The sequence below is a fragment of the Alteribacillus iranensis genome, from assembly GCF_900113025.1.
GTDB lineage: Bacteria > Bacillota > Bacilli > Bacillales > Marinococcaceae > Alteribacillus_A > Alteribacillus_A iranensis.
Genome location: NZ_FONT01000001.1, coordinates 201,184 through 215,694, shown reverse-complemented (window position 1 = coordinate 215,694; position 14,511 = coordinate 201,184). Strand labels below are relative to the sequence as shown.

At 41.1% G+C, this 14,511-nt stretch carries 14 protein-coding genes; 5 read left to right on the top strand and 9 right to left on the bottom strand.

Annotation, left to right across the window (positions count from 1 at the left end):
- Positions 1 to 676: 676 nt before the first annotated feature.
- The 4 genes from efp to BM095_RS01145 form a co-directional block, all read right to left on the bottom strand.
- A complete protein-coding gene (gene efp, locus BM095_RS01160) occupies positions 677 to 1,234 on the bottom strand; it encodes an elongation factor P (RefSeq protein ID WP_091656280.1) in 558 nt (185 codons plus the stop codon).
- A 68-nt stretch (positions 1,235 to 1,302) separates the two neighbouring features.
- Positions 1,303 to 2,373 carry a M24 family metallopeptidase gene (locus tag BM095_RS01155; RefSeq protein WP_091656277.1) on the bottom strand — a complete coding sequence of 357 codons (1,071 nt, stop codon included), beginning with the start codon at positions 2,371 to 2,373 and terminating at the stop codon, positions 1,303 to 1,305.
- A complete protein-coding gene (gene aroQ / locus BM095_RS01150) occupies positions 2,366 to 2,806 on the bottom strand; it encodes a type II 3-dehydroquinate dehydratase (RefSeq protein WP_091656274.1) in 441 nt (146 codons plus the stop codon). The genes BM095_RS01155 and aroQ overlap by 8 nt, the downstream gene beginning before the upstream one ends.
- 78 nt (positions 2,807 to 2,884) lie before the next feature.
- Positions 2,885 to 3,343, bottom strand: coding sequence for a YqhR family membrane protein (locus BM095_RS01145; RefSeq protein ID WP_091656271.1), 459 nt, complete (start codon positions 3,341 to 3,343; stop codon positions 2,885 to 2,887).
- 347 nt (positions 3,344 to 3,690) lie between these two features.
- On the opposite strand from BM095_RS01145, the gene BM095_RS01140 reads away from it, so the two are divergent.
- The gene (locus BM095_RS01140; protein WP_091656269.1) at positions 3,691 to 4,080 is read left to right on the top strand and encodes an SA1362 family protein; all 390 of its coding nucleotides are present in this window, start codon (positions 3,691 to 3,693) and stop codon (positions 4,078 to 4,080) included.
- Positions 4,081 to 4,125: 45 nt separating this feature from the next.
- On the top strand, positions 4,126 to 4,908 hold the full coding sequence (locus BM095_RS01135; RefSeq protein WP_091656266.1) for a phosphatase PAP2 family protein: 783 nt from the start codon (positions 4,126 to 4,128) through the stop codon (positions 4,906 to 4,908).
- A 7-nt stretch (positions 4,909 to 4,915) separates the two neighbouring features.
- Here the strand turns inward: BM095_RS01135 and BM095_RS01130 are convergent, their stop codons facing one another.
- From BM095_RS01130 to BM095_RS01120, 3 genes are all read right to left on the bottom strand, one after another.
- A complete protein-coding gene (locus BM095_RS01130; protein WP_091656263.1) occupies positions 4,916 to 5,806 on the bottom strand; it encodes a patatin-like phospholipase family protein in 891 nt (296 codons plus the stop codon).
- Positions 5,807 to 6,044: 238 nt separating this feature from the next.
- Positions 6,045 to 6,473: a transcriptional regulator MntR gene (gene mntR / locus BM095_RS01125; protein ID WP_091656261.1), complete on the bottom strand. Its 429-nt coding sequence runs from the start codon at positions 6,471 to 6,473 to the stop codon at positions 6,045 to 6,047.
- Between the two features lie 395 nt (positions 6,474 to 6,868).
- A complete protein-coding gene (locus tag BM095_RS01120; RefSeq protein WP_091656258.1) occupies positions 6,869 to 9,436 on the bottom strand; it encodes a vitamin B12-dependent ribonucleotide reductase in 2,568 nt (855 codons plus the stop codon).
- 406 nt (positions 9,437 to 9,842) lie between these two features.
- Between BM095_RS01120 and dat the strand changes: the two genes are divergently transcribed.
- On the top strand, positions 9,843 to 10,679 hold the full coding sequence (gene dat / locus BM095_RS01115) for a D-amino-acid transaminase (protein WP_091656256.1): 837 nt from the start codon (positions 9,843 to 9,845) through the stop codon (positions 10,677 to 10,679).
- A gap of 292 nt (positions 10,680 to 10,971) precedes the next feature.
- Here the strand turns inward: dat and BM095_RS01110 are convergent, their stop codons facing one another.
- Positions 10,972 to 11,808, bottom strand: coding sequence for a lipoate--protein ligase family protein (locus BM095_RS01110; RefSeq protein ID WP_091656254.1), 837 nt, complete (start codon positions 11,806 to 11,808; stop codon positions 10,972 to 10,974).
- A gap of 210 nt (positions 11,809 to 12,018) precedes the next feature.
- Here BM095_RS01110 and BM095_RS01105 point away from each other — a divergent pair, with 210 nt between their 5' ends.
- Positions 12,019 to 12,396 carry a rhodanese-like domain-containing protein gene (locus BM095_RS01105; protein ID WP_091656251.1) on the top strand — a complete coding sequence of 126 codons (378 nt, stop codon included), beginning with the start codon at positions 12,019 to 12,021 and terminating at the stop codon, positions 12,394 to 12,396.
- Between the two features lie 190 nt (positions 12,397 to 12,586).
- A complete protein-coding gene (locus BM095_RS01100; RefSeq protein ID WP_091656249.1) occupies positions 12,587 to 13,699 on the top strand; it encodes a polysaccharide deacetylase family protein in 1,113 nt (370 codons plus the stop codon).
- A 58-nt stretch (positions 13,700 to 13,757) separates the two neighbouring features.
- Here the strand turns inward: BM095_RS01100 and BM095_RS01095 are convergent, their stop codons facing one another.
- Complete coding sequence (locus BM095_RS01095; RefSeq protein ID WP_091656247.1) at positions 13,758 to 14,411, bottom strand: DNA-3-methyladenine glycosylase family protein; 654 nt, start codon at positions 14,409 to 14,411, stop codon at positions 13,758 to 13,760.
- Between the last annotated feature and the right edge of the window lie 100 nt (positions 14,412 to 14,511).

Here is a 14,511-nt window from a genome sequence, read left to right as displayed (position 1 = left end):
TATCTGTTTGTACACTTTATTCAACTTTTCAAAAGATAGAACACCACCATGGCCGAACCCCCCTAAAAACAAAGTGTCCGACTGCCGGCAACGAACACTAAAAAAGCCACAGAAAATACCTGTGGCCACGAAACGAATAGCTATGTCATTCAATCCTACTTTTCAGAAAACAATTTAAAAGCATAAAAAAGGGTTCAAATGTTTGGGTGAATAGGATTAGATTCTTCCATTTCTTAAATAAGGTTGGTGGCGAACAGGGGAGACGCCTGCGGGACGTCGGCTAAGATAAATGAACTTCTACTAAGACCGCAAACGTCCTGTTTACAACGCAAAAGTCAACGCGTCCTGCGTAAGTCAACGTAGAAGTCACCGCATCCTGCGGAAGTCCGTCCTGTGGCCAATGCCGACACTAGCACGTCGTGTGCGTTGAAGCAACAGCTGAAGATCCATCGGGGCGAATTGCCCCGATTAGCTGAAGCGTTGCCCGCGGCTAAGAAGACACAGTGAAAGCAAGCGTAGTAGCGTAGCTTGAACTGATGTCGCCCTTGTGCCTGTGGTGCAAGCGAGCCTAGAGAGCCATCCAACCCGTACAGCAAAATGATTAATAACCCCAACAAATTTCACAGAACATAAAAAAAAGAAAAGGGCTTTACTTTGCCCTTTTCCACGTTATCGATTATGCTCTTGACACATATTCACCTTTTCTCGTATCAATTACTAGCTTGTCGCCTTCATTCACGAAAAATGGCACCTGTACCGTAAAACCTGTTTGCAGAGTAGCCGGCTTCGTACCTCCAGAAGCCGTATCCCCTTTAATACCCGGTTCTGTTTCTGTGACTTCCAGTTCTACTGTGTTAGGCAAGTCTACTCCTAACGTTTCTGAACCATAGGAAATAATGTGCACTTCCATGTTTTCTATTAAGTAATTTAATTCATTTTCTATTTGTTTGCTTGTTAATTCCAGTTGATCAAACGTCTCATTATCCATAAATGTATGAGTATCCCCGCTTGAATACAAATACTGCATTTTTCTTCTTTCAATGTGGGCTCTGTTTACTTTTTCACCTGCTCGGAATGTCTTTTCTTGAATTGCACCAGAGCGCAGGCTTCTCAATTTAGAGCGTACGAAAGCTGCTCCCTTCCCCGGTTTAACATGTTGGAAGTCAACCACCTGCCAAATGTCGTTGTCTACTTCAATAGTCAGTCCCGTTTTAAATTCATTTACTGATACCATTTAACCGCCTCCATTTCTCTCATTTTGTACTGTTTCACTATAACATAGCTGGGCGTACGATTTAGGTGTTATTCGCCAACTATTGTTAATTCTTTTGGGGAATGAGTCAGCCGTTCGTTCCCGTTCTCGGTGAGGACAATATCATCTTCAATACGGGTTCCCCCTACCCCAGACACATAGATACCAGGTTCAACGGTGACTACCATACCTTTCTCCAAGGTGTTTTTTCCTTTTGGAGACAGTCTCGGCCCTTCATGTACTTCCATACCGAGTCCGTGACCGAGGCCATGACCAAAATGATCACCATATCCTTCTTGTTCGATGTACTCTCTAGCAATACGATCTGCTTCCACACCGCTCATTCCGGGTTTAATCGCATCCACGGCTCTGATTTGAGCCTCATAGACACACTGATAAATTTTCTTTAATTCATTTGTTGGCTCTCCCACCGCCACCGTTCTCGTGATATCTGAACAATATCCTTTATAATAGGCGCCATAATCCATCGTGACTAGCTCTCCACTCTCAATCACTTTATCTGACGCAACGCCGTGCGGCAGAGCACCTCTCCAGCCGGAAGCTACTATGATGTCAAAGGAAGATGATACGGCACCTTTGTTCCTCATAAAAAATTCAAGTTCATTACTAATTTCCATTTCAGTTACGCCCGGCTTTAACTTTTTGATGATGTGTTCAAAGGCATTATCAGCAATTTGTGCTGCTTCTTTCAATACCTCGATTTCGTTTGCTTCTTTATACAGTCTGATATTTTCGACTAATCCGGCGCTTGGGATCAGTTCCGCCTGTATATATTTTTGTAACAATTCATACACTGCGTACGTCGTATGCTCTTTTTCGAACAATAAACGACTGACTCCTGATTTTTTTACAAGAATGCCCACTTCATTATAAATAGACGAAGTCTGCTCAATGATGTGAAATCCATCACATTGGTCTTGCGCTTGTTCCACATAGCGAAAGTCAGTAATAAAATAGGCTTCTTCTTCTGTTATCAGCATTGCTCCTGAGGTTCCTGTAAACCCTGATACATATCTTCTATTGGTAGGACTTTCAATAAATATTCCATCTGCACGTTTTGTATGTAATGTCTCTCGCAGCTTTTGTATACGCTTATTCATTATTATCCTCTCCCGCTATAGCCTCTAATGCCAGAATGTAGCCTTTCGACCCGAATCCGGATATTTGACCAGCAACTACTGGCGCGATAACCGACTCATGCCTGAATGTTTCGCGTTTATAAATATTAGAGAGATGGACTTCAATAATTGTCTTGTTAATAGAAGCAGCCGCATCCCGTATCGCGTAACTGTAATGAGTGAACGCCCCAGGATTAATAATAATGGCGTCTGCTTCTTCCTCCGCTCGATGAATCCACTCGATGATCTCTCCCTCATAGTTTGACTGTCTGCACTCTAACTGCACGTTTCGCTGGTCCGCTGCTTTATACAGCTTCTCATTCAAGTCAGTAAGTGTTTCACCTCCGTATACCTCCGGTTCTCTTTTACCAAGCATATTCAAATTCGGTCCATGGATCACTAACACTCGTTTCATATCGCTTCCCCACCTGTTCTCCGTCACGGATAACCTTAGAGTAACATTTTACCATATGAAAAATAAAGCTGAACAGCGTTACGATGCCTTATGTGTCATCTCATTATATTCGTAGGATATCGAATAACCGACGAACACTCCGTACAGGAGATAAATACATATAGTAGTAGTGAGTGTTTTGTTATCCATTGCTGTAATTTGATCCAATCCCGGAAATATAGGGTGCAAGATAAAAAAGACGAGAAACCATAACCCTATTCCGAATAACGCTCCAATCCACATCGACTCCCAGCGAGACAATAAGATACTATAAAGAAATGCAATAGCTAATGAAAGGATCGAAATGGCTACGATACCAGTTAAATGACCTATATATGTGTTCTTCCATTCAGGTAGTGCCCAAGGTAACATCACGAGAGCTGGTCCCACTTTCGTTAAGTTAATTAAATATAACAAATAATTGATACTCGACCAAAAAAAACCTGCAAATAAGCCAATGCTTGCCACTCGTTGAAAGTACGTCCACTCTTTCTGCATATTATCCCTCCTAGTTGTAGTATGAAAAAAAGCGTACAGAATATACTTCTTAGAAATTCTATTTATGTTTAAGGTGTATTTTTTATCCAAATGGGGAATGGTTTATTACTAGAAAGGGACGTATGACTTTTTACTATTTTTGTTAATTCGGAGCCTTTACTATAGAGAATATCAACGAATTCATGTAGAATAGAAGTAAACTTTAATTTCGCAACAATTTTTTGAAGAATATCTTCTACGATCTAATCACATACAAAATAATCATTGTGTTACTACTTGCAGCCACTTTCGTTTCACAGTCTCTTTTTCGAGCCTTTTGATTGGTTATTAATTCGGAGGTGAAACCTATGGCCGGTCGTTCAATGAATCTGTTTTTGATTGTCATTCTTGGTTTAGCTGCATTAGGAGTAGGTTATCAGCTTGTGACTGATCCACTTGGTCTTCTCACCTACCTGCTCGTTGGTGCCGCAATAGCCATCGGAATTTACTTTTTATTTACCCGCGTCATCATGAAACGGATGACGATGAGTCAATACCAAGGTGCGTCCCGTTCCTCTATGCAAAAGAAAAAAATAAATTCCGCGCAGTCCAAATACCAACAAGCAGCCAAACAACAAGCGAAAAGCAAACCTTTAAAAAAACGCCCCTCTCGAGCTATAAACAAACGTCGAGAAGACCATAATCTAACAGTGATTGAGGGGAAAAAGAACCGGAAAAAGAACCGGGCTCTTTTCTAACCTGAGCCCGGTTCTTTTTTTTCTATGGAAAAGGGGGAGGAAGAGATGCTAACCCAATTGGCGGGGGATACTTTAGCTTTGCTAGCTAACAACTGGTTTTTATTAGCCATATTAGCTCTCATTTTTTGGGTTGTCGATAAACATATCGGTTTTCGAATGCTCGTTGTGTTCGCACTCACCCTTTATGTCCATGGGTTGATAGCTTTCACGCTGGCTCCTGACACCTCTTCCCTTTCCCAACAAGGATTTAATTTTCCAGCTGGAAGTGTACAGATCACTACAGCAGTGTGGGGATACTTAGTCCCTGAAATACGAGACCGCCGTTTTACCCTTATCGCGATTGGAGTCATTCTTCTTACCTCATTTTTGTCCTATTATTATACAGGACACTCTCTTCAAGACATTGCCGCTGCTCTATTCATCGGTTTGTTTATCTTGTATGTCGTTTACCGGTCGTTGGATTGGATAGGAAGTGTCCCTGAGCCTATTATATTCTCCTTTTCTCTCGTACTTCCGTCGGCGATGCTTTTAATTTATCCTGAAGGAGCACCTCATGCCGGACTCCTTCTAGGAGTAGGAGCCGGACATAGTATGGAGCAGCTAAAAGTCCGTATGATAACGGCAGAGAAGGAAATAAAACGCGCCTTTTCAGGACTTTTAGGTGTAGTTGGTTTACTTTTTATTATTTATATAGGCGGACTGCTTCCCGAAACATTAGTCATACATTTTCTGTATACAGGGTTTTTAGGATTGTGGATTACTATCCTGCAACCTTTGTTAGCCAGTAAGATGGGGCTTTGTGAGCAAGAAGGGCATTCGCGTGTGTAAGCGGCGGCTAGCACCATTTCTTTAAAAATGTTTCTGTTGCTTTCCTACCTTTGCAGATCAACTCTTGCCTTTGCTCGTCGCTCACATCAAATTGAGTGCTTTTAATGTGATCTGCTGGTAAAAACACGACATTCTTAGCCTCGTTCTTGTCAATGTATCGTAAATCATGGGCTTTTCTCATTGTTTCAAATAACGATTGGTATAATTGAATGCCATTATGAATATCTTTACTGCCTTGTTCTTCGGTAAGTTTCGGGGATAATTGGAAACCGATAACAGGTCGTTTATATTTAGAAACGTTCCCCTCTTTAAATAACCAAATGGGGAAATTGCTTAAGATACCGCCATCTACGATAAGGCTGCTTTTCTTTTTTCCCGTCTTCAGCTTATCGGGCTGAAAAACGTAAGGTAACATGCAACTCATTTTCACGGCTCTAGCAATCGAAAATGACTCCGGATGTCGCCCATACTTTGGGAGATCATCCGGCAATATGAAAATCCTCCCCCCTGTCACGTCAGAAGCAACTATTTTCAATGTGCCTTCAGGAAGATCTCCAAAACGATAAATTTTCTTTCTTGCCAGCAGCTCTCGAAGCCAATATTCTAGTTTGTCTCCTTTATATAAACCAAGCTTCCAATAAATCGAAAACCAGGAGAGCCAAGGAAAGTACGTAGTCATCCGGTTTTTCTCCAGCAATGTATCCAGTTGAAGGGGCATAAATATGGAGTACAACTCCTCTGCCGTGTATCCCGCTTTAATGAGAGCGGCCATGATAGAGCCAGCACTCGTTCCTGCCACTCGTTCAAAAGAGTAGCCTTTCTTTTCGATCACCTGCAATGCACCAATAAAAGCAAATGCCTTGACCCCGCCACCTGCAAAAACTCCGTCCAATCTCATGGGCTTCGCCTCTCTTATTTCCCATTTATCATTATTATATAGCCCATGTTTATACATGTGACTAACGACCACAAATGTATTTTTATCTGTGAGAACAAAAAACCGGACTTAAAAGGGCTTAAGTCCGGCAAAACATTTTTATCTGTCATATTCGTTTAGTAAGTTCATTTTTTGTTAACATAATTTTTATTATGTTGACTGTTTGGGCATTTGCATTTGAAAAGAAGGCTGTTACCCGTTATGTCTGTTCAAGCTCATTTTTCTTTTGAATGTCACGAAGAGTGTGCACCCTCTCTTCCTTCTCTTCAAAATATTGGACAACATCCCCGATCCGGTCGATCGCATCCCAACTCAGGTGATGCTCAATTCCTTCGACATCATTATAAATATACTCCTGTTCCACTCCAATTAATTTCAAAAAGTCTTCTAGCAACTCGTGACGATACACTAAACGCTTGCCGACTTTTTTTCCTTTAGCCGTTAAAACGAATCCCCGGTATTTTTCGTATACAAGGTATTCCTTTTGGTCGAGCTTTTGCACCATTTTCGTCACCGACGAGGGGTGAACCCCTAAAGCTTCCGCGATATCTGAAACTCTTGCATATCCTTTATCCTCAATTAATGTATAAATTCGTTCTAAATAATCTTCCATGCTGGGAGTTGGCATACGTGATCCTCCAATGCTGTTGATATATGACAAGTTATTTGCTGTAGCTTAGAGTAATAAAGAGCACTCAAAAAAATTGCATTAGTTCTAGTGTATCGTATTTCAAGGTGTACGACAAACAGGGATTCCCTTTTCCAAACAGCTTTATGATAACTTTCCCTTAGGAAAAAGAGTTCACATAATCATTCATCCTTCTTTACTCTTCATGTATTTTTGGTTCTCTCTCAAATGTGGCGGTGTGACCTCCCCCCCTGCAAAAAGAAGCGAGCTGCATAAGCTGGCTTTAAAAAATACCATGGTCACCATCTAGATGGATGGCGTCCATGGTATTTTAACATTCAGGGCTTTTATACAGCCTCTACTTCTTCATCAGGGCTATAAAGAATATCAGCTTGTTACAATCCACATTTAAGCTGAGCTCCGCAATTTGTGCAAGTATTACATCCTCCAGCTTCTTCGACGGTCCCTTCCCGGCAAACAGGACATGTATCTCCAATTTCATTCCCAAAGTTTACAGTCGTTGACCGGATGTCTCTGATCGTATCCACAAGCATGACTTTATTCTTTTCTTTTGGTTCATTCATCTCTGTTCCCGCTTCTTCTGTACCAAAAGTGTTTTCTTCCGCTTCTAAAGAAAGAACTTGGGCGTCTCTGCTTCCATCTACGTACACCGTTCCTCCTTTTGCTCCTCCACGGTACAATCTTTCATACACTTTTTGTACCTGCTCCACTGTATAACCACGTGGGGCATTCACCGTTTTTGATAAAGAACTATCTACCCAGCGTTGTATAATACATTGGACATCCGCGTGAGCTTCCGGAGATAGATCCATGGATGAAACAAAGAACTCTGGCAAGTGATCAGGGTCTGCTTCTGGATGGGAATCCAAATACTCTTGGACGATATCTGCATTTACTTCAATAAATTTCCCCAGTCTTCCACTTCTGTAATACTTAAAGGAGAAGTACGGTTCAAGCCCTGTGCTCACTCCGACCATAGTTCCTGTACTGCCTGTTGGTGCCACCGTTAAAAGATGGGAATTACGGATACCATACTTCAACACACCTTCTCGAATATCTGCCGGCATTTTTCTCATGTACCCTGTTTCGATAAATGCCTGACGCTTTTCTTGGGTTTCTTCTTCCGTTTCCCCTCTGAGAAACGGGAAGCTTCCCTTTTCCTTTGCTAATTCTATGCTTGTTCTGTATGCTGTCGTGGCAATTGTTTCAAAGATCTTATCGATCAGTTCGTTCCCTTCTTCGGAGCCATACGTCGTTTCAGCATAGATGAGCAAGTCATGAAGACCCATTACACCGAGACCTATTCGTCTCTCGCCCTTGGCCTGTTCTGTATTTTCTTCTAAGAAGTAAGGGGTAGCATCGATCACATTATCCTGCATACGAACGCCGGTTTCTACTGTTTTACGAAGCTTGTCAAAATCGACTTGATTGGACTTTTTATCAGCCATTTCTGCTAAGTTAACAGCTGCCAGATTACATACAGAAAACGGAGCCAGCGGCTGCTCCCCACATGGATTCGTCGCTACCACTTTTTGTCCGTAACTTTGTGCGTTCGTTTGTTCATTGGCATTATCGATAAAAAAGATACCTGGTTCTGCAGAATAAGTGGCACATATATTTATCAAATTCCATAGTTCTTTTGCTTTAATGGTTCGATACGTTCGAACAGCAAACCCTTTGGCTTCCCATTCCCTCACATCTCCGCATTCTTGCCATTCTTCATTGTACATTTTCATTTCTTCTTCGGAATAATTTTCTACATCCGGGAACCGCAGTTCGTAATTTGCATCATTTTCGACGGCTTCCATGAAGTCATTTGTCAAACATACAGAAATATTAGCACCCGTTAAGAATTCAGGTGAGTTCACCGCATACGTTCCGCCCGTTTGTAATTTTTCCTCTGCTTCACGGATGACTTTATGATCGAAACCACCTTGTCCCGGTATGTCTTTGTAATTTACAATCCCTTGATACATGGCTTCTTCCGTTGCTGTTAAAGGAGTAAACTTCAGTTTCTCTTTTACCAGACTTTTTATTTGTTCATCCTCTGAGTTTTCATACAAGTAACGGAGAATACGGGGGTTCTGCATCTTAGAAATAATGAACTCTAAAATATCGGGATGCCAATCAGCGAGCATAATCATTTGCGCGCCTCTTCTCGACCCTCCCTGTTCTACAAGATGAGTCAGCTTCGCAATATCATCAAGCCAGGAAACAGATCCAGAAGACTTACCGTTTACTCCTTTTGCTAACGTGTTACGTGGACGAAGCGTCGAACCATTCGTGCCGACACCGCCCCCTCGGCTCATAATCTCCATCACTTGCTTGCGGTGTTCTGAAATACCTTCGCGGGAATCCTCTACAAATGGCATGACATAACAATTAAAATATGTCACATCCGTTTCAGCACCAGCTCCATACAAAACGCGGCCGGCTGGAATAAAATTCATGCTGGACAATTCTTTATAAAAACGCTCAAATGATTCTTTGCGTCTTTCTTCAGTTGTCTCTACAGATGCCAAGCCTGCAGCATTTCGTTTAGCAATCTGTTCATAATAAATTTCAAGAGGTTTCTCGATAACGTCTAACGAACGAGTCACTATCCCTTCTTCCGCTTCTTCCGGGTCCAGCACAGACAAAAAATCACTGTCCACTTGTACCGTGGCTTTGTTGTTTTCCATATCTAGTGCCGTGATAAAACCGTAACCACGAGCTGGAAATTTCGGGTCATCTTTTACAGTTAAAACTACAAAGTCTCCGATTTTTAATGTTTTTTTCTCCGTATCTTTAAATGTATAGCGATCAAGCATTACCAGACGAGAAACACCCTGTTGTGTTATATGCATATCATCTGTCACTGGAAATACTTGGGGAAATTGTTTAATATCTTGGTTTAATCTTTCCTTATCGATCGTTCTCAACTGTTGCATAGTAATTCCCATCATTCATCCTCCCCATCAATAACTGTTAAAGTTCAAGTTACCACATGCTCGTTTGTAAATCAATATATAGTGTTTAATTATTTATACCTCATACAACATATTGTAAAACTAGATATTTTATAGAAATTTGTCAACTTCAGAATCGTGAGTTTACAGCCGTACGATGAAGCATACTAGTTTTATGATGCGCTCTTCTTTTCTTTTACATGAAATTACTTCTTGCGTTTCGTAAAGGTTTGCTAATACAAATATGTAACCTATTGGATTCGATCTACAGCCTGTTGTATGTGCTGTATGCCCTTCCGATTGACAGCCTTTATGATGTGATTGCCCTTTTTATTTTCCTCTTATGTGCTAAAATTTTCATAGAAATAACATACTTCACCATTCTAAAGGAGAGATAACAGTGGAATACGTATGGCTAGATGACAAAATGATAAAACGCCGAGATGCCAAAATTTCCTTTGATGACCGAGGATATTATTTTGGGGACGGCATATATGAAGTGATTCGCATATACGAAAGTAAACCGTTTTTATGGAAAGAACACATGGAGCGTTTTTCACGCAGTGCAAAAGAAATGGACCTCTCTCTTCCTTACTCCCCAGAAGAAACAGAAACCATTGTCACGGATTTGATTCACCGAAATAATCTCCAAGACGGATTTGTGTATTTTCAAGTAACCCGGGGGATACAGCCACGTGATCATTTATACACCCGTGATTTAAAGCCAGTTCTCACTGCTTTCACGCGGGAAGCTGAAGTTCCTGTCCAAAACCAGAAGAACGGAATTCACTTATGGGTGCTTGAGGATATACGCTGGCTTCGTTGCGATATAAAAACAATTAACTTGCTCGGAAATATTATGGCAAAAAGAAAAGCCGAAGATAACAGCTGTCAAGAAGCTCTTCAACATCGAGAGGGCGTGATAACAGAAGGTTCATCAAGCAATATCTTTTTTGTAAAAGATGGGACGCTCTATACACACCCGGCTAATCATTATATTTTAAACGGAATTACAAGACAACATGTTGTTCATCTAGCAAATGCAAGACATATCCCTGTGGAAGAAAAAGCATTTACTCTTCAAGAAGCTTCTGAAGCAGACGAAATCTTTATCACAAGTACAGTACAAGAAATTATACCGGTCACTGAGCTGAAAGGAGAGATGGAAGCTTCTTTTTCACCTGGCCCCATTACGAGGGAACTGCAAGATGACTTCCGCCAATCAGTTCAAAAATAAGAAAAGCGAAAGCTCCTTGTTTAGTCGCGACAGGTTCATCTGTCATCGCCGCAGGCCATCCTGATGGCCGCAGGTGATGACGATGAAACCCCGAGCGACTAGGAGCTGGAGCTAGACATCACTCCGTGAATGTTATACTCTCCTATCTTTTAAGAAAAGCGAGTCAAACATGATACGCTAACCAGACAGCCATAAACATCGGTAGCTAGAAACCCAATAACGAACCAGCTATGTTATCTGCACACAGCTGGTTCGTCCCTATCACTTTATACACCGTCCGTTATTTCTACTACTATCTACGAAAATTCCACTCATCCGATTCATATTTCGACTTAGCCAAGTCCCATACTTCCTTCTCTTGTTCTTCATCCAGCTCAAATGACTCAGCTGTTACGTTTAACCCTGTTGCAAACCCTTTATGAAATGCTTCAGAAACGTCTGCGAGCGTCACAGATTGGTCCATTAGTTCATTGATGGCCACAGCTTTATTTTTAAAACGATCTTGCATCCGTTTTCGTACACGTTCACTCGGATAACGGAATAAATCAAACAATGCATCCTCATCGATATCCAAAATAATGGAGCCATGCTGGAGGATTACTCCCTTTTGACGGGTTTGTGCACTCCCGGCTATCTTTCTACCTTCTACTACCAATTCATACCAAGAAGGTGCATCAAAACAAACAGCAGAACGCGGGCTTTTTAATGCCTGTTCTTCTTCTTTCGTCCTAGGTATCGAAAAGTCTGCTTGTAACCCTAAGTAACGAAATCCTTGTAATATCCCTTCCGAAATGACCCGGTATGCTTCTGTTACTGTAGCCGGCATATTGGGGTGGTCCTCGGAAACAATGACACTGTATGTTAACTCTTTATCATGAAGAACGCCACGTCCTCCTGTTGGCCTTCTCACGAATCCGAAGCCATGCTTTTTTACGGCATCCATATCAATTTCTTTATGTACTTTTTGAAAATAGCCGATGGATAATGTAGCAGGGTCCCAGCCATAGAATCTAACAACAGGTGGGATTTTCCCTTTACTGTGCCACTCCAATAACTTTTCATCGAGCGCCATATTGTATGAAGGGGCTTTATTTCCTGAGTCTATAAAATACCATGATTCCTTTCCCATGCATTTCACCTGACTCTCCATATTTTATTCACTGCAAAAAATAGTCTATCAAACCTTTAAGAAAAACAAAAGTTTCTTGTTTACGACAATAACGACCATTATAATATGTTCTAGAGGCATCCCTCGCCATTGCATAACAAAATAGGACAAAGCTTTCATACTGCTTCGTTCCATATAAGAAATAGACAGAGAGAAAAGGAGAGAACAAGCATGCTTACGTGGATTTTGTGGGGTATCGTTCTGGCCATTATCGTGTTTATGATTGTACGCCGCTTTGTTAGCCCTAAGTTTTTAACAGAATTGGACCAAGAAGAATTTAAGAAAGGATATCGAAAAGCTCAACTTATTGATGTGAGAGAGCCGCGCGAATTTAATGGAGGCCACATTTTAGGAGCGAGAAATATTCCCTTAACTCAATTAAAACAGAGATCCAATGAAATTAGAAACGACCAGCCCGTTTATTTATACTGCCAGTCGGGAGCTAGAAGCCGTCAAGCTGCGCGCCTTATAAAAAAACACCGTAACACGGAAGACATTTATCATCTAAAAAAAGGCTTTCGAAAATGGTCGGGAAAAATAAAAAAATAAAAATGTTACGAAGGAAGAGAGGCTGTATCAAAAAGTCATAAAAATGGCTTTTTGACAGCCTTTTTTTACTTTTAGTAGCAACGAAATTGTATGAAAGGGAACAGACACTAAAGTCCTGTTCATGAATAACGTCCATTTGGGACAAACTACTATCACCTATATTTCTGTATGTGAGGGTGAATAAAATACCATGAACATCACAAGGACGAGCTACTTTTTTCAACGAAAGCTATTTTATATGATACCTCTCTTTATTTGTTTTACGTTGATCTCTCCATTCTTGACAAACGCACAGGAATCTCAGCCAGAGGAAGCTCCTATTTATGTTGATAACAAACCGATTGATACCACCTACCTTATTCAAGACGGCCATTTACTTGTACCTGCTGTATTCTTCAAAAACGCCGGAGTGAAAGTGGACCGAAGTGAAAAATATCACTCCATTTTTATTAGAAACAAAACACATGCCTTATCTTTACCCATCGGAAAAAATTACTCTGATGAATTCATCTCCAAGAAAAACAATTGGGAACGTTTCGCGCTTTCTACCAAGACAGTAGAAGCCTTTGACCAGATTTTCGTTCCATTTCTGGATGTTGCTAAAAAATTCGAAATGGACGTCCGTTATGACCAGAAACGTCTACGCACTTATGTAACTACCCATTCACAAGACGCACCTAATATTGTGAATAAAGGTTCCGATAAAAAGAAACTAGTCGCTTTAACGTTCGACGACGGACCGAGCGAAAGCAACACATCCAAAATCCTTGATATTTTGGAAGAAAAAAATGCAAAAGCTACATTTTTTGTGATGGGTGACCACGTGGAATCGCATCCTCAATTGTTGAAGCGAATCGTAAAGGAAGGACACGGCATCGGCAATCATACGAAAACCCACCCTTCCTTACCTGATAAAATGACTGCGGATGTCATCAAGGAAGTGTCTTCTACGCAAGATATTATAGAAAAAACTACAGGCCGCAAGCCTGATATTTTCCGGCCTCCTTATGGAGCAATTACAAAGTCGGATGCATGGCTTCTTCATAATATGGGCCTTCGAATAGTAACTTGGTCGGTAGATACAAAAGATTGGTCAGGAAAAACAGCTGAAGAAATTATTACTACGGTTGAAAATAATATTTCACCTGGAGGCATTGTCTTACAGCATGATTTCCCATCCACGGATGAAAACACGCTAGAAGGTTCCTTAGAGGCTTTACCTGAGATGATCGATCAGCTGCGTAGAGAAGAATATACATTTGTCACCGTTCAAACCATGCTTGATGAAAATAATAACCTTTGAAGGTAGACAAGCGAAAGCTTATGTATGAAAAGAGTATTCTGTCATACATAAGCTTTTTTTATGGAAATTTCACGAGTTCTTCCATATCACTATATTGTTTTTCATACTTTCTGTTTACCAGTTCCCACATGTACAAGGTGGCGATAGTACAATATGGTGACCATTTTTTATAGATGAATTCGAAATCGATGTTCTCTGCTTTTTGTTGATATAACCAGCGGATTCCTCGTTGCAGCCCGATATCAGCAGCTGGCAGTATGTTTAACCGGCCTAGCGAAAAAATCAAAAACATCTGGGCTGTCCATACTCCAATTCCTTTCACTTGCATTAATTCTCTCATCACTTCTTCATCGCTTTGGTGTGGCAACCTTTCTAAACAAAGATTGCCATTGTTCACTTTGTCAATAAAATCCCTTATATAACTAATTTTAGATGTCGATAACCCAGCTGCCCGCAAATCACGATCCTGTGTGAGTGATAACGAAGCCGGAGTCATATCAGGACAAAGGTCTCGTACTCTTTTTCTAATAGCATCGGCGGCTTGCACAGATAAAAGCTGACCGATCATTTTTTCAATGATCGTCTCAAAATAATTCTCTTGAAGCTCGATGGAATAGTCACCAATGACATGAATCAATGAACAGAGCTTCTCGTCATTTTGACATAAGACCTGGACCCTATCATCGTCTGCCGTTAGTCGTAATTTTCTCATAAACTCTCCCTCGTTTTTATGTAATGGTGGAAATGTACGTACCGCCTCTCCCTACTTTTGTGTCAAACCTCCCCTTTAGCCGTGCACACCTTGCTCCCAG